At 55.0% G+C, this 17,549-nt stretch carries 15 protein-coding genes and 2 tRNA genes; 4 read left to right on the top strand and 13 right to left on the bottom strand.

All coding sequences use genetic code 11. The annotated features are described in order from the left end of the window. Positions 1 to 16: 16 nt before the first annotated feature. Together MPAL_RS10840 and MPAL_RS10835 are read left to right on the top strand one after the other, a co-directional pair. The gene (locus MPAL_RS10840; RefSeq protein WP_048145344.1) at positions 17 to 3,586 is read left to right on the top strand and encodes a hypothetical protein; all 3,570 of its coding nucleotides are present in this window, start codon (positions 17 to 19) and stop codon (positions 3,584 to 3,586) included. Beyond that, positions 3,586 to 3,858 carry an acylphosphatase gene (locus tag MPAL_RS10835; RefSeq protein ID WP_012618783.1) on the top strand — a complete coding sequence of 91 codons (273 nt, stop codon included), beginning with the start codon at positions 3,586 to 3,588 and terminating at the stop codon, positions 3,856 to 3,858. Before MPAL_RS10840 ends, MPAL_RS10835 begins: the two co-directional genes overlap by 1 nt. Here MPAL_RS10835 and cas1 read toward each other — a convergent pair. From cas1 to MPAL_RS10775, 12 genes are all read right to left on the bottom strand, one after another. After that, entirely contained in the window at positions 3,855 to 4,799 is a 945-nt protein-coding gene (cas1, locus tag MPAL_RS10830; RefSeq protein ID WP_158303672.1) for a CRISPR-associated endonuclease Cas1, read from the bottom strand. The two genes, MPAL_RS10835 and cas1, sit on opposite strands and share 4 nt — an antisense overlap. 134 nt (positions 4,800 to 4,933) lie before the next feature. Further along, complete coding sequence (locus tag MPAL_RS10825) at positions 4,934 to 5,380, bottom strand: NusA-like transcription termination signal-binding factor (protein ID WP_012618781.1); 447 nt, start codon at positions 5,378 to 5,380, stop codon at positions 4,934 to 4,936. Positions 5,381 to 5,382: 2 nt separating this feature from the next. Beyond that, positions 5,383 to 5,673 carry a 50S ribosomal protein L30e gene (locus tag MPAL_RS10820; protein WP_012618780.1) on the bottom strand — a complete coding sequence of 97 codons (291 nt, stop codon included), beginning with the start codon at positions 5,671 to 5,673 and terminating at the stop codon, positions 5,383 to 5,385. After that, positions 5,663 to 6,835, bottom strand: coding sequence for a DNA-directed RNA polymerase subunit A'' (gene rpoA2, locus MPAL_RS10815; RefSeq protein WP_394295849.1), 1,173 nt, complete (start codon positions 6,833 to 6,835; stop codon positions 5,663 to 5,665). Before rpoA2 ends, MPAL_RS10820 begins: the two co-directional genes overlap by 11 nt. 14 nt (positions 6,836 to 6,849) lie before the next feature. Beyond that, positions 6,850 to 9,492: a DNA-directed RNA polymerase subunit A' gene (locus MPAL_RS10810; protein ID WP_012618778.1), complete on the bottom strand. Its 2,643-nt coding sequence runs from the start codon at positions 9,490 to 9,492 to the stop codon at positions 6,850 to 6,852. Between the two features lie 13 nt (positions 9,493 to 9,505). Continuing rightward, complete coding sequence (rpoB, locus tag MPAL_RS10805) at positions 9,506 to 11,320, bottom strand: DNA-directed RNA polymerase subunit B (RefSeq protein WP_012618777.1); 1,815 nt, start codon at positions 11,318 to 11,320, stop codon at positions 9,506 to 9,508. Next, positions 11,317 to 12,876 (bottom strand): DNA-directed RNA polymerase subunit B'', encoded by a 1,560-nt coding sequence (locus MPAL_RS10800; protein WP_048145343.1) that lies wholly within the window; start codon positions 12,874 to 12,876, stop codon positions 11,317 to 11,319. Before MPAL_RS10800 ends, rpoB begins: the two co-directional genes overlap by 4 nt. Before the next feature lie 16 nt (positions 12,877 to 12,892). Further along, positions 12,893 to 13,144 (bottom strand): DNA-directed RNA polymerase subunit H, encoded by a 252-nt coding sequence (locus MPAL_RS10795; protein WP_012618775.1) that lies wholly within the window; start codon positions 13,142 to 13,144, stop codon positions 12,893 to 12,895. Between the two features lie 76 nt (positions 13,145 to 13,220). Continuing rightward, positions 13,221 to 13,294: transfer RNA gene (locus tag MPAL_RS10790), tRNA-Lys, on the bottom strand. Positions 13,295 to 13,478: 184 nt separating this feature from the next. Then, positions 13,479 to 13,901 carry a response regulator gene (locus tag MPAL_RS10785; protein WP_012618774.1) on the bottom strand — a complete coding sequence of 141 codons (423 nt, stop codon included), beginning with the start codon at positions 13,899 to 13,901 and terminating at the stop codon, positions 13,479 to 13,481. Between the two features lie 150 nt (positions 13,902 to 14,051). After that, on the bottom strand, positions 14,052 to 14,690 hold the full coding sequence (locus tag MPAL_RS10780; RefSeq protein WP_012618773.1) for a response regulator: 639 nt from the start codon (positions 14,688 to 14,690) through the stop codon (positions 14,052 to 14,054). Further along, a complete protein-coding gene (locus tag MPAL_RS10775) occupies positions 14,690 to 15,049 on the bottom strand; it encodes a roadblock/LC7 domain-containing protein (RefSeq protein ID WP_048145994.1) in 360 nt (119 codons plus the stop codon). Before MPAL_RS10775 ends, MPAL_RS10780 begins: the two co-directional genes overlap by 1 nt. A 295-nt stretch (positions 15,050 to 15,344) precedes the next feature. Here MPAL_RS10775 and MPAL_RS10770 point away from each other — a divergent pair. Together MPAL_RS10770 and MPAL_RS10765 are read left to right on the top strand one after the other, a co-directional pair. Continuing rightward, positions 15,345 to 15,418, top strand: a tRNA-Pro gene (locus tag MPAL_RS10770). Between the two features lie 50 nt (positions 15,419 to 15,468). After that, a complete protein-coding gene (locus MPAL_RS10765) occupies positions 15,469 to 16,320 on the top strand; it encodes a damage-control phosphatase ARMT1 family protein (protein ID WP_012618771.1) in 852 nt (283 codons plus the stop codon). Between the two features lie 59 nt (positions 16,321 to 16,379). Here the strand turns inward: MPAL_RS10765 and ftsZ are convergent, their stop codons facing one another. Beyond that, positions 16,380 to 17,537, bottom strand: coding sequence for a cell division protein FtsZ (gene ftsZ / locus MPAL_RS10760; protein WP_012618770.1), 1,158 nt, complete (start codon positions 17,535 to 17,537; stop codon positions 16,380 to 16,382). Positions 17,538 to 17,549: the final 12 nt, after the last annotated feature.

The raw sequence follows: 17,549 nt of genomic DNA, 5'->3' as shown, positions 1-17,549 counted from the left end.
CTATTGATTGGTGTCGATGTCTTCAGTATCAGTTCTTCAGCAAAAGATCGAAGGGGCGATAGAGCAGCGGGACTATCCCTTGATGAACAAGGCCCTGATAGAGATCGAGTCTGTCGCAAAGAGAAAGGAGCGGGCTGAACTGGTCCATGCTGTGAACACCCGCCTTGAAGAGGCCGGATTTTTGCGGGACGAGCCCGAACTCTTCTCCTCCCTGATGGAACTGTCACGTGAGGAGATTGAGTCCCTGGTCAGACGGATGGTCGACCAGTACATCAGCACCGCCAACCAGCAGTGGATCGGCGCAATCATCAGCCTCTCCAGCCGGCTCGACCGGAAGAGTCACCAGTCCAAGGTTCTCTCCTCGGTGACGAGGGCCCTGGTGCAGGAAGGGGTGCGGACGAAGAACCCGGTGTTGATCGAGGAGGGGATGGGCCTCCTCGCCCATATCAGTTTCCGGAAGTACCGGTCGGCCCTGCTGATCGATATCGTCCCCTCTCTGATCGCCTGGGGGATCGAGACGCGGAATATCAGGTTCCATCAATCTGCGCTCAACCTGGTAGAGGAGATTGGGGATGTCTCAGAGAGGGCCGACCTTCACTGTGAGATTGTGACCGCGATGGTCATGATCGGGGTTGCACAGCGGGATCTCTCGATCATCATCGATGCGATCAGGAGCGCCTCGACGATTCTGCAGAAGATCCGTCGGATCAACTGTACGCTCGGTATTATCGATCTCACCTGGCGATCCCCGCTCGGCCGGAATATCGCTGACATCAGGAGTTTCGTCGGATCGTTCGCAGACCTTCCGCTTAACCGCCAGACCGAGATCCTTGAATGTCTGATCCAGGAACTGCTCGAACGGGTTCGGGACAAATCCCAACTTTATTCGACGTTGATCTCACTGGAACGGGAGATCCCCGGGTCGCGGCGGTACCTGGTTATCAGACTCTTAAAGAAGGCCGAAATGACCTCTGACCTCTGGTACATCCGCAAGGCGCTTGAGTTCAATGGTCGGATCGTCGACTCCGCACAGATCCCGCTCAAGGAGATCATTCACTCAGGGATCGTGATCGCTGAGAAGACTGGAGATGCACAGTTCCTGATGGCCATCATCGAACTGGTTGACGATATCTGCGATCGTGCCACCGGGCTGCACACCTACCTCCACTTCACCAACACGCTGCTCCGAATCGGGGAGTTCTATAGTGCTATTGAGGTCTTTGGAAGGATATTTCCGATCGATTATCCCTACCGTTCGCAGATCGACGACTCGGTGGTCCGGCTGCTCAAGGAAGGGGTGATCCGCGATGAGGTGGACCTCCTCTCCGGGAAGGTGCTCTCACAGATGGAGTCGTCCCATGCTGAGATTGCGATCTATCGGGCGGTCTTTGAACTCTGCAAGGATCATCCGTTCGGAGTGCTGACCGAGCACAGTGCTGCGGTCAAGGCCCTGGCCAATCTGCATCCCCGAAGCGATCATCTGGTCTGTGATTGTATCAGGATCCTGATCGAGCATGGGTTCCTGACCTCGCAGGACCCTGGGATTCTGATCGATTTTGCTGAAGGGATCACTGATCTGACCCTGCGAGAACGGGCTGTTTCGACGATCATCAAGAATTTGACCAGTATCGGAGTCGAACAAAGCAGCCGGGACTTCCTGCAGCGGGCGATCGGACTCTCCTGTAATATTGAGGGGCAACACACCCGTTCGGAGGCGCTCTTCAATGTGATCGAGGCGGCCTCGCTCCTCGCCGTCAAACAGTCCGACCTTGACCTGCTTCGGAGGATGAAGGTCTGGTCTACATCGCTGCTGGATAAGGAGTATGCGGTCTCTGCGATCGGAAAGATCATCCAGGGGATGATCCGGTACGCCCTGATCGAGAAGGCCCCGTATGCCCTGGACGAGGCGACCCAGATCCTTGAGACGATCGATGACCCGTCGCTCCGTCACCAACTGATGGAGCGGATCATCGAGAACTATATCCGGGTCGGTTGTCTGACCCTGGAGGAGGCCGGAACGATCAGTGACACCTCAGACTTTATTGAGGAGATTCGTCCATTCCGGCAGGCACTCTCGCTCCTCAAGCAGTCCCAGCAGAAGCAACTGGTCTCCCTGAAGATCGCCAGTTCGATCGATATCATCCTGCAGTACGCCGACAAGTCCACCAACATGAACTTCTTCGTCCCGCTGACGATCTTCTCGCTGGAGATCGAGAATCCCTGCGAGCGGGATGCGATGATCTCTCGTATCGCCTCGGGCCTCCGGGAGATCACCGAACTGCTTGACTCCACCGACTCGTATGAGATCCTTTCGTACCTGTTGATGCGGTTGGACCAGGCCGGTAGTTCAGAGTTGATTCTGAACCTCGCCTACAGTCTGAACGAGCAGATCCGGGATGTCTACACCCGTCTCTCCGGGATGTGCACGCTGGCGGATCTGTATCTGCAGAATGGAAAAGCGGACCGTGCCGGTGATATCTTAAAGGACGTCCGCTCCCTGACTGAAGCCCTTTCTTCGGTCTATCAGCGGGTGCTGCTGCTGGCCGAGGTGGCGACACTCTTAGTCCGATCTGATGAGGAGCAGGCATATGCCTGTCTTTCAGAGGCGATGGACCTGTTGCCAGGGGTCGAGCCTGAGAAAGACTCGCTGGTGCGTGTTCAGCTGGTTCTCTCGATCGTCTCCCTCAACAGTACCAATAAAAACCCTGAGAATATTGCCCGGGCGATGCAGATCGTTGCTGAGATCCGAACACCTGAGGATTACATCGAAGCTCTGATCGCGATCTCCAACATGGTTCGTCAGGATCCGGTGAAGTGCAGGGAGATCCTCCAGGCAGTTGCGGTGTCGATCCAGACGATCGCATCCCCCTATGAACGAGCCATCGCTCTCTTGGACGTGGTGCCGATCGCTGAGTCTTCTGGAGAGTATATCTATGCGGATCTCTTTCTGGAACGGGCGGAGGCAGCGCTGCAGGAGATCAACATCCCGTTCATCGTCTCGGTGGTGAAGAAGGCCGTGGTCCAGAAACTGCTGATGATCTCGGCACGGAGGCCTGATCCGGCATATCGCGAACGGGCCGTCGCGGTCGCACGCTCGATCGAGGACGATGATATCAGGGCTGAAGCCCTTCGGAGGATGAACCTTGAATATGAGTCCCTCCCCCGTGATCTGGTCTCCACCAGTGTGCTGGATGCACGGCGGAAGATTCTCTCGGGGGAGTTTACGAAGGGGATGATCGTCTCCCTTGAGCGGATACTCCACACCCTTTCAGATCGGGCTCTCCAGGCCAAACTCTATACTGACCTCTATATCAGTGCACGCGAAGCAGGGCAGGAGAATCTGGCTGAGAAGATGCTCACTGCCGCAATCACAGCTGCAGGGATCATACGTCCCCTCTCACGCAGGGTCTACGTGCTTGGGGAGATCGCTCTACGGGTCTTTGCCGCTGGCGACGAGGGCCGGTCTGGGGATGTGATGGACATGGCCGGCGAGGCTGCGACCAGTATCCGGGAGTTCAAGCAGCGTGATCTGATCTTCGATGAACTGGCGATGGTGATCAGGGTGATGCAGGAGCTCCGCCTGTGATGGGTGTCGAGATCCTGATCACTGGCCGTGTTCAGTCCGTCGGATTTCGTGCCTGTGTGAAGCGGATAGCCGAGTCCCTGATCATCAACGGCGAGGTGATGAACATGACCGATGGCAGGGTCAGGGTCTATGCGGTGACGGAGGCGGTGATCCTGGAGAAGTTTATATCGATGCTGTACAGCTGTCCGCGTGCGATCATCCGGGATATCCGGGTGCATGAGATTGAGGGGGCTGATTTTCAGGATTTTTCTATCAGGCGCGGTCTTTTTTAATGGTTTTTCAGGGGGATGCGGGGTAAGAACTCTGCAGGGTCGAGGATCTGGAATTCGCGATTCCTGATCAGCGCATCGGCGAGCATCTCTACCTGTCTGCCGATCGCTGTCACTTCAATCGATGTCTGTAGGTGCAGTAGCATTCGCCGGATCAGTGCGTCCGAGAGGGTGCACCGGCTCTCCCCAATCTCATAATCGCTTGCAGTGATCCCCTGTCTGACCAGGGCGAAGATGGGCTGGTCGACCATCTGCGGTTTAAAGAGTTCTGTAAGATCCCTCACTAGTGCTCGTTCCCCCTGGTGAAGCAGGCCGATATTGGCATCCAGGTGTGCTCCTGCCAGATGAACGGCGCAGACTCCGGAGAGAATCCCATATGAGAACGAGAGCATCGTGTTTACGGGATCCATGTACGGCCGGGCTGTCCTCCGCCGAAACCCGGTTCCTTTGGGGATCGTGCGGGCCATGATCTCATAGTACATGTCGGTGGCCAGCCGGTGGAGCCTGCGTATCTCATCGAGAGTGACCAGGTATTCGAGTTCCTGCCGCGCGTCCTGCAGTACCTCCAGTTCCCCCTGATAGAGCGGGCTCTCCCCGGTGACCACGGTCGTCTCTCCGATCACCTGCAGTCTTCTCCCAAGTGCGGCTCTGGTGATCCCGAGTGCATAACTGTGGGCAGGGGCATGCCGCTGGATGGCACGGACCTGTTCATCGACCCTGTCTTCAGGGGGTCGGATAAGCCCGACGGGGGTGCCGTCAGCTGCGAAGAAAGAGACCCAGTTTCCTGCGTTCTGCATATGCTGCAACACTGCCGAATGGATCGTATGCCCACCGACCACCAGCAGGTGGTGCACATCTCCGATCGGGTACTCGGTGGTGGTCCCATTCTTCTGAACGATAAGTAAACGGGGAGTAGACTTGATATGGGCACCGTAGCCTGACACGACCAGCCAGGGGAGCTTACTGCAGGATCTTGGGGACACTGTTGATATACACCTGATGTACCTCTTCGAGTACTCTTGTATAAAACAGTTCGATCGATGACGGTGATCGTCTGAAGATCGATGAAAAAAAGGTTTTAACTGATCTCGCTCTGTTCGAGTTGAACATCAGCGATATCATGCTGCCGCTGGGAGAGACGCTTGGCCTTGAAGATGTTCTTACCTTCCTTTCCGATCGCAATCCCACGGTCCTCCTCTCTGACCTCGACATGGGCGACCGGCCCCTCTTCGCTCTCCTCGAATTCCACCGAGACGACCTGGGCCGGAAGGAAACAGTTCTTGATGAACTGTTCGGGATCGTCGGAGTATTCGACAACCTCAATCCGCTTGCCCATCACGTCGGAGGCTTTCTTGATGCTGGCCCCTTTCTTGCCGATCGCAAGCCCCATTTCGCCGGGGTTGATCACGTAGATGATACGTTCGTTCCGATCATCGATCACACAGTCACGGCTGCCTGCACCGGTCAGGCTTTCGAACTGTGAGATCAGGCGCATACAGTCCTCTGTTAACAGAACTTCTCCCATAGTTACGCCCTCTTGAGACTGATGATATCCGACTCGCCGGCATTGACGATGGCGAGTGCGCTGACCATGAACGGCTTTCCGCATGCCTTTCCGAGCTGCATGCTCGATCCTTCATAGGTGTGGACGTAGACATCGTTCTGTTCGTCCAGCATGGTCCGATAGGTGGACGGGCAGTTTGCTGCGACGACGATCATCTGGGCTTTTCCATCCTTGATACATTCTGCTGTAGAGTTCTGGCCGAGCAGGACATCGCCTGTCTTGATGGCCTTTCTGAGTGAAGCATTAAAATCCATTAGAATTCTCCTGGTTTCTGGGCCTTGCAATTAATTTGACATCTCCGGTTCCGAGCTGGATCGGCTGGCCCACAATCACGTTCTCTGTAACACCGTTCAGTTCATCAACTTCGTTTGCGACTGCTGCGTCGAGAAGATGGTTCACGGTCACCTCAAAGGCGGCCCTTGAGAGGACACTCTCCTTCTCACCTGCGATACCGTGACGGCCGATCTGCTTGACTTCCCCATCCATGCACATCATATCTGAGACCAGCATGATATGCCGTACATCGACCCTGATACCCTGTTCTCCCAGCGTGCTGAGAGCTTCAGCGATGATCGCATTCCTGGCCGCTTCAATGCCAAGCACCTGCGAGATCTCGCTGATGTTGTTGGTTCGGGTCCGGGAGGTGTCGACGCCAGCAACCTCAAAGACATCCTTAAGGTTGGAGCCTTCAGTATAAAGTATATACTCTCCGCTCTCTTTTCTGACCACGACACGCTCGATATCATCAATCCCCTGCACGATCACGTTCCGAACGTGTTCTGCGAGTTGGAAGAGGTTCTGATAACTCTCACGATCCTTGGGGGTGAAGGTGATGATCGCTTCATCGATATTCGCCTCTGCCTCGAAGTCGCGGTAATGCCGCCGTTCCCGGATCTTCCGGGGTGCAGTCTCGCTGACCACATCGACTGAGATCTTTCGCTTTTCGCAGACCGCCTTGTTCAGCTTGACCAGCACCTGCATGTTCTCCATGTCGGTGATGATGTCCCCGAACTCATGCAGGGGTGCGGCTTCGATCTGCCAGGAGACCATCCTGGCCTTGTCACGGTCGTTGTTGTATTCGTCTGAGAGGTGGACGGTCATCGTCGGCGTTGAGGGTTCGCGCCGGGCGTCCATGATCTCTATCAGACGAGGCAGACCGAGCGTCACGTTGATCTCAGCCACCCCTGCGTAGTGGAAGGTACGCATCGTCATCTGCGTACCCGGTTCACCGATCGACTGGGCAGCGATCACACCGACCGCTTCGAGCGGTTCGATTCTGGTGCTCTTGAACTCACCTTCGACGAGTCTCAGAATTTTTGCAAACTCCTCCTCGGTGACTGTTTTCCCATCCAGGGTGTCTCTAATCTGTTTCTTGGTTAGATCAGGGAGCGCCGCTGCATCGATGGCAGATTCCATTTCCGGTGGTAACATCAGACCTCCTCCTTGAGCACGCTCTCGATGATACCTTTCACATCGACCGGGTCCCCGAACGATCCCCGCATGGGGTCTGTTCCGTCCTCTCCGTATCTGAACTGGATGATCCGTCTCCCTGTGGTTCGAACCGTTCCGTCATACTCGACCTTCAGATCCTGCAACGCATTGATCAGCCGCCGCTGCAGATACCCGCTCTGCGACGTTCTGACTGCAGTGTCCACCAGCCCTTCCCTGCCACCGATGGCATGGAAGAAGAATTCGGTCGGGTTCAGCCCGCTTTTATAACTGTGCTTGACGAATCCGTGGGCATCTGCTCCGCGGTCTCCCCGTTTGAAGTGCGGCAGAGTCCTTCCGAAGTATCCTCTCACGATCCGCTCACCACGAACGGACTGCTGGCCGATACAGCCGGCCATCTGGGTCAGGTTCAGCATCGACCCTCTGGCTCCTGATACAGCCATCAGCACCGCGCTGTTCCCGAGCCCGAGGTGGGCCCCAGCAATCTCACCAGTCCGGTCTCGGCTCTTGCCGAGCACCTGCATGATCTGCATCTCAAGCGTCTCTTCAGGTGTCCGTCCTGGCATTGGTTCGAGCTGTCCGTCCTCGTAGATCCGAATTCGCCTGTTCACATCGGTGGTCGCATTGTCGAGCACCTCATCGATCTGGCCGTACTCGGTCTTGGAGAGATCTTCATCGTCGATACCGAACGAGAATCCGTCGATCATGATACCCTTGATCGAGAGTTTCGTCATATCGTCGATGAACTTGGCCGCCCGCTCCATACCGTACTGCCGGATGATCCTGTTCAGGATTTCACCATCGAACGCACCGATCGATTTCTTGTCGATCGTCCCGGTGATCAGTTGACCTTCAAGGATCCGGACGAAGGCGTCCCGCTCGCACTGGTCCTTGACACAGACATCACAGTTCGCACAGGAACTGGCCTTGAAGACCATGTTCAGTTCGTTCGGCAGGATCATGCTGAAGACCTGCTTGTTGGACCAGTACGGGATTCCATTCTCGATCTTGCCAGGCTCTGGCATGTGATCGAAGTCGTAATACTTCAGCAGGTACAGGAAGTCATCCTTGGCGAACCAGCGGAGGTCATGCGTCAGCATGAAGATCCCAGAGATGTGATCATGGATCCCTCCGATGATCGGGCCTCCGAACCGGGGCGAGAGAATATTCTGCTGGACTGCGACGAGGATCGAAGCTTCTGCCCTCGCTTCCTCAGTCTGCGGCACGTGCAGGTTCATCTCGTCGCCATCGAAGTCGGCGTTGTAAGGAGGACAGACAGCCGGGTTCAACCTGAAGGTTCTTCCCTCCATCACTTTGATCCGGTGAGCCATGATACTCATGCGGTGTAGAGATGGTTGACGGTTGAAGAGGACGATATCCCCGTCGCGAAGCTGCCGTTCGACGGTCCAGCCCGGTTCGATCTGCTCTGCGATCGTCTCCAGGTTTCCATCGGCGAGTCTGAGCCGGCGATTGTCAGGTCGGATCACATAGTTGGCTCCACAGATGTCCTTCAAACCCTCTCTGTTCGGCCCTTTTCTGACATAGACCCTGAGTTCTTCAATATTATAGGGGGTCACCCGGACCGGGACCGACATCTCGTTTGCAATCCCGATCGGGATCCCAACCTCGCTGATCGAGAGGTTCGGGTTTGGCGAGATGACCGTTCGAGCAGAGAAATTCACACGTTTTCCGCTCAAGGATCCTCTGAACCGTCCGTCCTTCCCCTTCAACCGCTGCGAGAGCGTCTTTAATGGCCTGCCGCTTCTATGGCGGGCAGGCGGGCATCCGGCCACCTCGTTGTCCAGGTAGGTGGTCACATGGTACTGGAGCAGTTCCCAGAGATCCTCAATGATCAACTGGGGGGCGCCGGCATCCTGGTTCTCTTTGAACCGCTGGTTGATCCTAATGATGTCGACCAGTTTATGGGTCAGGTCATCCTCTGATCGCTGTCCGTTTTCGAGGATGATTGAGGGGCGCATCGTGACCGGCGGCACTGGCAGCACGGTCAGGATCGTCCACTCTGGTCTGGCCACATCGGGATTGATCCCGAGCAGCCGCAGGTCGGAGTCGGGGATCTTTTCGAGCCTGGCCCTGATGTCTGCAGGGGTCAGTTTGTGCTCGACCTTCTTCCCGTCCTCAAGCAGCACCTCTGAGAAGGTCGTTGGTTTCTCAAAGTTGATCTTCAACTGCTGCTCATCGCAGTGCGGACAGGTTCGTTCCTTCTTGATGTCTTTCTCAGAGAGGACATCCCCGGTGAGGTCTTCCTCAGAGGTGATCGTGACCTTCTCGATCTCGCTGGAACTGAGCAGCAGTCTGCCGCACTCTCTGCAGGTGACCCGCAGCAGTTTCCGGATCAGTCGGGTGTAGCCGACATGAATCACCGGCTTGGCGAGTTCGATATGGCCGAAGTGGCCTGGACAGTCCGCTGCCTTCTGGTCACAGGTCTTGCACCTGAGTCCCGGGTCGATCACCCCGAGGGAGAGGTCCATCAACCCCTGGGGGTAGGGGAAACCGTCATCATCATAGGTGTCTGCCCAGATGATCTTCCGCACACTCATCGTGCGGATCTCTTTTGGGGATAGTAAACCGAACTCTATCTTTCCTATTCGTTTTGGGCTTGGCATGGAGTAGTACCTCTTATACCATATCCTCGAGGATCATGCGCGGGGCGATCCCCATGCTCTTCATCTCATCAAGGAGGAGTTTGAACGCATAACTCATCTCGACATAGTAGATGTCTGTCTCGCTTCCGCAGACCAGACAGCGGGTGGTGTTCCGTTTTCGGTCGAGCATCGCGACCATTCCGCACTTGGCGCAGACATACTGCTGCACCTTGTCGGATTCATCGAGCAACCGCTCCTTGAGTGCCATCGCGGCACCGTGACCGATCATCACATCCCGCTCCATCTCACCAAACCGGAGACCTCCTTCCCTGGCACGACCTTCTGTCGGCTGCCGGGTCAGCACCTGCACCGGTCCGCGGGACCGTGCGTGCATCTTGCTTGAGACCATGTGGTAGAGCTTCTGATAGTAGATCACACCAACATAGATATCGGCGGTGAACCGCTTGCCGGTGAGTCCATCGTACATGACCTCACGGCCTGTCGGTGAGAACCCGAACTTCTTCAGTGAGGACCGGAGGTCAGCTTCAAGTTCTCCGCTGAAGGCGGTTCCGTTGATTCGGCGTCCTTCGAGCGAACCGACCTTCCCTCCGATCATCTCAAGCATATGTCCGATCGTCATCCGGCTCGGAATTGCGTGCGGGTTGATCACGATATCAGGAACCATGCCGCTCTCGGTGAAGGGCATATCCTCCTGGGGGGCGATCAGACCGATGACTCCCTTCTGCCCGTGCCTGGATGCGAACTTGTCTCCGATCTCGGGGATCCTGGGATCTCTGGTCCTGACCTTGACCAGGCGGGAACTGTTCTCCCCTTCGGTGATGATTACAGTATCGACGATACCATGCTCGTTGGATCGCATCGTGACTGATGTGTCACGCCGTTTCTCGACGGTGATCAGGTCGCTGCTTGGCTCCTCCAGGAACCGGGGCGGCGAGGTCTTTCCGATCAGCACATCCTTCTCAGAGACGGTCGTCTCCGGGTTGATGATACCGTCATCGTCCAGGTTCTTGTAGTATTCTTCCCCATGGGCGCCGGTCACTTCAGTGTCGGGGATCTCGATCCGGTCGACCTGACCGCCGGGGTACCGCCGCTCCTCGCCCTCGTAGGTCCGGAGGAAGTGAGATCGTCCGAGACCGCGGTCGATCGAGGCACGGTTGAAGATCAGCGCATCTTCAATGTTGAACCCTTCATAACTGAGGATGGCCACGACGAAGTTCTGCCCGGCCGGCCGATCGTCTGAACCGATCAGTTCAGATGTCTGGGTGCGGGTCAGGGACTTCTGGACATAGTGAAGCAGGTGGCCACGGGTGTCCGGACGGAGTTTCATATTGGCCGAGCAGAACCCAAGGGCCTGCTTGACCATCCCTGCACCCATCGTGACACGGGGACTTGCATTGTGCTCCGGGAATGGAACATGGGCCGCCCCGATACCGAGGATCAGGGAGGGATCGACCTCGAGATGGGTATGTTCAGGGGTCACCTGATCCTCGTTGATTGCAATATAGAGATCCTCCTCTTCCTCTGCATCGATCATCTCGATCAGGCCACGGGTGACCAGATCCTGGAAGGTGATCTCCTTCTTCTTCAGCCGTTCCAGATCTTCGTTGGAGATGAGGGGCTTGCCGTTCTGTAACACGATCAAAGGCCGGCGAGCCCGCCCCCGGTCGGTGTGAATGATCACATCGCCATTATACTGCTTGTAACTGGCATTGACCTCTGTCGAGACTGTGCCGGACCTGCGCATCTTTCTGATATCGGCGATCAGGGCTTCCGGATCATCTGCCAGGCCGATCAACGCGCCGTCGACGAATACTCTCGACTTCTTCATCTCATCTCACCCTTCAGCGCTTCAACGCCAAGATTATAGAGTACACCAACGATCTCATCCTCGTCCTGCACTCCTTTGCTGATCTCAACCATCTGTGCAAAATTCTTCACAAGACCACAATTCGGTCCTTCAGGCGTCTCACTCGGGCAGATCCGTCCCCACTGGGTTGGATGCAGATCACGAGCCTCGAAGTGGGGCTGGGAACGGGAGAGTGGAGAGATCACACGGCGGAGGTGCGAGAGCACGGCCATGTGATCGATCCGGTCAAGCAGTTGCGAGACCCCGGTCCGTCCCCCGACCCAGTTTCCTGTAGCCAGGGGGTGGAGCAACCGTTCGGTCAACACATCGGCACGGACCGCTGTTCCAATGGAGAGGTCACGATGGCGCATGCTTGCCCGCTCGAGTTGGTACTTGATATCCCTGGTCAACCGGTTCAGCGAGATCCGGAAGAGATCCTCCATCAGGTCGCCGGCCAGTTTCAGCCGCTTGTTGGAGTAATGATCTTTATCATCGATACGCCGCTTGTCCAGCACCAGGTCGAAACAGGACTCTGCCATCCGCCCGAGGAAATGGGCCTTGGCCAGCCGGACACCCTCGACGGCCGTCTGGTATCCGGGGTCTTCCTCGGTCAGGTTTGCTGGCATCAGGTAGTTGAGGTGAGGGAGCAGGTAGTTGTCGAGTACAAACTCTGCACGCTTGCGCTGGTAGTCCCTGGTCTGGTTAGGGGCAAGTTTCTTCCCGACATACATGATCCCGCTCTCGATCGAGTCGCAGGAGCTCTCCTCGAGGTTCTGCATCATAAAGGTCAGAATGTCCTCGTCGGTCGAGACCGCTTCCACGACGGCGTGGTCGCTGTCCATGCCGAGTGCACGCATCAGGTCCACGAACTTCAAATGTCCGGCGACCGATGGGAACGAGACCTCGAGCAGGTTCTTCTTGTTCCGCTCGACGACGACCAGCGCACGGTAGCCACGGAACTGGGAAAAGACCTTCGCCACATAGATCCTTTCATTGTACCGCTCGGTGAACTCGGTCATGATCTTGTTGGATGCAAGATCCTCCAGAGTCATCAGCACCCGTTCTGTACCATTGACGATGAAGTAGCCCCCGGGATCGAGGGGATCCTCTCCATGCAGAATCCGCTCGCTGTTGGGCATCCCATACATATTGCAGGCTGATGATCCGATCATGATCGGCAGGTGTCCGATCGTAGTCAGAACGGCTTCTTGCCGATCATCCCCCTGGACCAGCGTCATATCCAGGTGCATCGGTGCCGCATAGGTCAGGTTCCGAAGTCGTGCCTCGGTTGGGAAGAGTTCGCTCTGAGACCCGTCGGCCTCGCGGACCAACGGTTTCTTCACTTCGATGGTACCGAGTTCCACCCAGACGGGTTCGTTGGATTTGCCCCGGTTTTCAATGTCTGTCTCAATCACCCGCTGCTCATTTACGACTTTCTGGAGGTTATACTGGAGAAAATTGTTAAAAGAGTCAAGTTGATGGCGTGCCACGTGCTCGTGGGAAAAATATGCCCTTGATAAGATGCTTCTATCTAACAGAAATATCAGCCCCGGTTTATTTTTTTGGTCTTCTGATGATAAGACGATAGGATTCAGCTGTGCCTGCTGTCTGGCTTATACGCACGATCTTGACGACCTCACCGACTTTTCCGCCGATCTGTTTGACCGCCGGATCGTCATGATACACCCTAGGCAGCTGGTCATAGGTGATCTTGTATCTGGAGAGTAATGCTTTAACCTCCTCTTCACTCATGATCTGATGATCAGGGACCATCAGATGATCTAATACATTAATTTTGGTGCTCATCCCCACTCCTTTAACACGGATGTGTTTACATTCAGATGTATCACCGCTCAAAAACCACAGACTGACACGGTGGAAGCGGGCCCGGAGGGATTTGAACCCCCGACCACCTGGTTAAAAGCCAAGCGCTCTACCTAACTGAGCTACGAACCCATCTTTTCACGCTGTTCAGCATTATTACAATGGGAGAAAACTATATAAATTTTGGCAAAGACGGGGCCTGACCTCCCCTCCATAGCATGGTGCAGGGCTTTATCATACTTCAGATGGGAGATCGGTTTTGTTCTTTTGATAAAAATGCTGAATGGCGCGCATCCAATCTTCCGCTATCGATCGATCACAATCCAATGCCGGCCTCTTTGGGCCTGTTGAGATCGAGCGGAAGGGGGCTCTGCCGTTTGACTACCTGCTCTATCTTATCGAGGAGGTTCTTCGGGTTGATTGGTTTGAGCATAAAGTCCTCGACAAGGGTGCCGTGTTCCTGCTTTTCGACAGCAGTGATCTCCCTTCCGGAGAAGATGATCACTGGGATGTGTCTGATCGCCTGGTCTCCTTTGATCTGTTCAAGGATCTCCCATCCGTCCATCGGTTCCATGGTGAGGTCGAGGAGGATCACATCTGGGGTGATCGTCTTCAGCAGTTTCAGGCACTCTGCTCCCTCTTTTGCTGATATCACCTGGTAATCTCGACGTTTCAGGATTGCCATCAATCCTTCAACAATGTAGGTGTTATCGTCCACGATCATTATGGTATGTTTCATTTCGATGCCAGACCTCACCTGGATATCGTCCTCTCTTCTGATTGGATCGATATGTTTGTCTTATAATCTGTAGCATATGGAAATATAAACCCCTGTTGATCGGGGTAGTGGAATTGACTTCATCCTTGGGAAAAAGGGCGTGTATTGGGATTACTGGCTTGGATCTGATGTGAGTTGCAGTTCCTCACGGATCTGACCGAGCCGCTCTTCCTGAAAGGAGATGTTCATCGTCATATTCTTGATGGCCCGTGCGATCTCATCCCCGACCCTGGCCTTGCTGTCTGAGATGTTGTAGGTTGACTCAAGGATATTCACAAGGCGGTTGTTCACCTCGATGCTCTTACTTAAACGGGCATACTCATCGATGATCCGCTGATCAAACCCTGCAGCCTTGGCGGTCTCCACATCCAGCCGGATCCTGGTGCGCCGTTGTAGGATATGCTCGATGACATCATACAACTCGCGGTGCGTGATCGGTTTTAAAACATAATCCTCGATATAGATTCCATACTCCTGGGCCTCTTCCGGGGTCAGTTGTTTGGCGGTCAACATCATCACCGGAATATCCCTGGTTTTGGGATTGGTTTTTATCCGCTCCAGCGTCTCCCTGCCGTCCATTGGTTCCATCATGATATCGAGCAGGATCAGATCCGGCTTCTCGGTCTTTAAGAGGTCGAGGCATTCCTGCCCTCCGTACGTCGCGATAGTCCGATAACCGCCCCGTTCCAGCATTGTAACAAAGACGTCTACGATAAATGAACTGTCATCGACTACCATGATGGTATACATCAGAGCTCACCCTCGATCCGCGCTGCAATCTGGTTTACGTCATGGGCGATGATCGATTCGTCCATAGTGGGGTTGAGGATCGTGGTGATCAGCAGCCTCTCCCCGGCATCGGTGATCATGATCTTTCCTTCTTTGGCATGGATCACCACCTGGATCGGGGGTCTGATGTTGATGATGCTGGCTGCTGACTCAGCAGAGGCGAGCACCGATGCGCTCATCGCAGCGAACCACTTATCAGAGATCTCTTTGGTGAAATATTTCCCAATCATGATGCCGTCTTTAGAGACCAGCGCACAGCCTTCAACCCCGTTGATCGACCTGATCTCATCTATAAATCCGGATATTTTCTCTTTTAACATGGTATCGGCCTTCATCATCAGTGCTTGGGTAGGTTCCTACTTACAATGTATATGCCTATTATAAAATGGTTCCTAAATCTCTAATGGATAATCTGTCCAATTAATCACATATCATCGAAGAATCTGCAGGTATCTGGAGATAAATGCTCTCCTGATGGATACTGGTTGGATTGGGCGGAACAGATGGCTCTCTGGTCGTTCAGGTCATCAATCCCTATTTATTGGTTTGAATGAGAGATCCAGTGATGAATAAACAACAAATTTGATATGGGATCGGGTCAAATGTAACTAAAACGGGGCCATAGGGTAGCCTGGCCATCCTAGGAGACTGGGGGTCTTCTGACCTGCGTTCAAATCGCAGTGGCCCCATCATTATTACATCTTGTTTTTTCTGTGATCTCTGTGTTTGGTGTTGGCTGATGCCTGTTCAGGAACGATGTATAAATTGTCTTCTCTCAAGGGTTAGGTTTGCCTGTAATCAAGTTCCGGGGCAGGTCCCTGTCGATCAGGTGGAGGCTGCGTGCCTGGATTTAATCAGAGCACATCAGTTCGATCCCATGCCGCAGACCCAGATTGCCAGTGCTATGCATCGGTTGGTTCGTGCCCTGATTGCGAATGACGATCCGTTCCTGGCTGTGAAGCAGCGGTCTACTGAGGAAGCGCTGGCAGTCTGTAGAAGGGTGCACCCCACGCTGAAAACGCTGAAGGATTTTGTCCTTGCCTCGATCATCGGGAACACCTTTGATTATGGGGTGCAGGAGCATCAGGTGACCAGCAGGTTCCAGATCTTCTTCGATCAGGCATTTCAAGCAGGCCTCGGTGTCGACGATATCGACCTGATGATTCCGCTCCTCGACCGGGTCGTCTATATCACTGACAATTGTGGTGAGATCGTCTTTGATCGGTTGTTGATCGATCACCTCGTTGCCCAGGGCGTCCGGATAACCCTGGCTGTCAGGGATGGTCCTGTTCTGAATGATGCCACCCTGAATGACGCGCTGTTTCTCGGTCTTGATCGCAGGGTGAATGTGCTGACCACCACTGGGGGGGACGGCGAACTCGGCGTGAACCTCGACGTGATCCCGCCGGCTCTCTATGCTGCTATCCATGACTGTACTCTGATCATCTCCAAGGGGATGGCCAATTTCGAGTCTCTCTCGTTGTATCCGAATCTGCCACCGGTCGCATACCTGATGTCGGTGAAGTGCGTGCCGGTCGGGGAGATGGTGGGGATGCCGGTTGGTTCGATGGTCGCACTGCTCAAACGCTGAATCCGAAGAATAATCACCTGGAATTGTAATTTTTGAATGAAATTATTAAAAAAGAATATTTAGAGGATTACATCGATTCCGCCGCCGCTTGGCCTGTCCATGGGCCTGCGAATCTTTGGCGATGTAAGGGACTGTGCAATTGGTGGTGCGAATGCTGATGTCTTGATGTTGTTGCTGTTCTGAAGTGGGTACTGCCCACCAAGGATCTGGGCGCTCTTAACGCCGGTCATAATTGCCATGACACGAACCTTGCCTTCGAATTCGCTCTTGATCCGGGCGCCCCAGATCACATCTGCATGCGGATCGAGTTCATAGGTCAACTGGCTTGCAATCTCCTCAGCTTCAGATAAGGTCAGATCGCTGCCGCCGGTGATATGGATCAGGGCCCCGGTTGCTCCATGGTAGTCGATGTCGAGCATTGGATTGGAAAGGCACTCCCGAACAACAGTCTCTGCCTTGTTCTGCTGCTTGCTCTCCCCAACCAGCATCACAGCGACGCCACCCTTGCTCATGATTGCCCGAACATCGGCGTAGTCGATGTTGATCAGCGACGGTTCGGTGATCGTCTCGCTGATCCCCTTGACCGTCTCAGCGATCAACTGGTCCATCACTGAGAAAGCCTGTCCGAGTGGCAGGTTTGGAACATAACTTTTCAGCCGGTTGTTGTCCAGCACGATCACCGAATCTGCAGCCTGGGAGAGTGCCTCAAGCCCCTCTTCAGCACGGATCAGCCGCGCCTTCTCGACCTGGAATGGGTAACTGACCATCCCGACGACGATGGCTCCCTGGTCCTTTGCGATCTGTGCCACAACCGGGGCGGCCCCGGTGCCGGTACCGCCGCCCATTCCTGCCGTCACAAAGCAGAGGTCCACATCCTCAAGTTGACTTTCGAGGGTCGACCGCGCCATTTCGGCGGCCCGCTTGCCGACGTCCGGGTACCCGCCTGCGCCGAGCCCCTTGGTCAGCGACTTGCCGATCAGGATCCGCTTATCGGCCTGGATCATATCCAGGTGCTGCTTGTCGGTGTTCACGGCGATCGTCTCGGCACCGGTCACCTGCAGGTGGTGGAGGCGGTTGATCGTATTGTTTCCAGCACCGCCACAGCCGACGATGACGATCCGTGGCTGGCCGATCAGGTCGTCATCGCTGATGACCTCTTTGAGCATCTCTCTCTCTATCTCTGAGTTCTTCAGAGCTTCGTTGATTATGGTCTGCATTCTTTAACCACC

It is taken from the genome of Methanosphaerula palustris E1-9c (assembly GCF_000021965.1).
Lineage (GTDB): Archaea > Halobacteriota > Methanomicrobia > Methanomicrobiales > Methanospirillaceae > Methanosphaerula > Methanosphaerula palustris.
This window is presented reverse-complemented; position numbering and strand designations above follow the sequence as displayed.

Coding starts and splice junctions, on each gene's coding strand:
- MPAL_RS10840 (WP_048145344.1), top strand. CDS start 17: ATGTCTTCAGTATCAGTTCTTCAGCAAAAGATCGAAGGGGCGATAGAG.
- MPAL_RS10835 (WP_012618783.1), top strand. CDS start 3,586: ATGGGTGTCGAGATCCTGATCACTGGCCGTGTTCAGTCCGTCGGATTT.
- MPAL_RS10825 (WP_012618781.1), bottom strand. CDS start 5,380: ATGGGAGAAGTTCTGTTAACAGAGGACTGTATGCGCCTGATCTCACAG.
- MPAL_RS10820 (WP_012618780.1), bottom strand. CDS start 5,673: ATGGATTTTAATGCTTCACTCAGAAAGGCCATCAAGACAGGCGATGTC.
- rpoA2 (WP_394295849.1), bottom strand. CDS start 6,835: ATGGAATCTGCCATCGATGCAGCGGCGCTCCCTGATCTAACCAAGAAA.
- MPAL_RS10810 (WP_012618778.1), bottom strand. CDS start 9,492: ATGCCAAGCCCAAAACGAATAGGAAAGATAGAGTTCGGTTTACTATCC.
- rpoB (WP_012618777.1), bottom strand. CDS start 11,320: ATGAAGAAGTCGAGAGTATTCGTCGACGGCGCGTTGATCGGCCTGGCA.
- MPAL_RS10795 (WP_012618775.1), bottom strand. CDS start 13,144: ATGAGCACCAAAATTAATGTATTAGATCATCTGATGGTCCCTGATCAT.
- MPAL_RS10785 (WP_012618774.1), bottom strand. CDS start 13,901: ATGAAACATACCATAATGATCGTGGACGATAACACCTACATTGTTGAA.
- MPAL_RS10780 (WP_012618773.1), bottom strand. CDS start 14,690: ATGTATACCATCATGGTAGTCGATGACAGTTCATTTATCGTAGACGTC.
- MPAL_RS10775 (WP_048145994.1), bottom strand. CDS start 15,049: ATGTTAAAAGAGAAAATATCCGGATTTATAGATGAGATCAGGTCGATC.
- MPAL_RS10765 (WP_012618771.1), top strand. CDS start 15,469: ATGCCTGTTCAGGAACGATGTATAAATTGTCTTCTCTCAAGGGTTAGG.
- ftsZ (WP_012618770.1), bottom strand. CDS start 17,537: ATGCAGACCATAATCAACGAAGCTCTGAAGAACTCAGAGATAGAGAGA.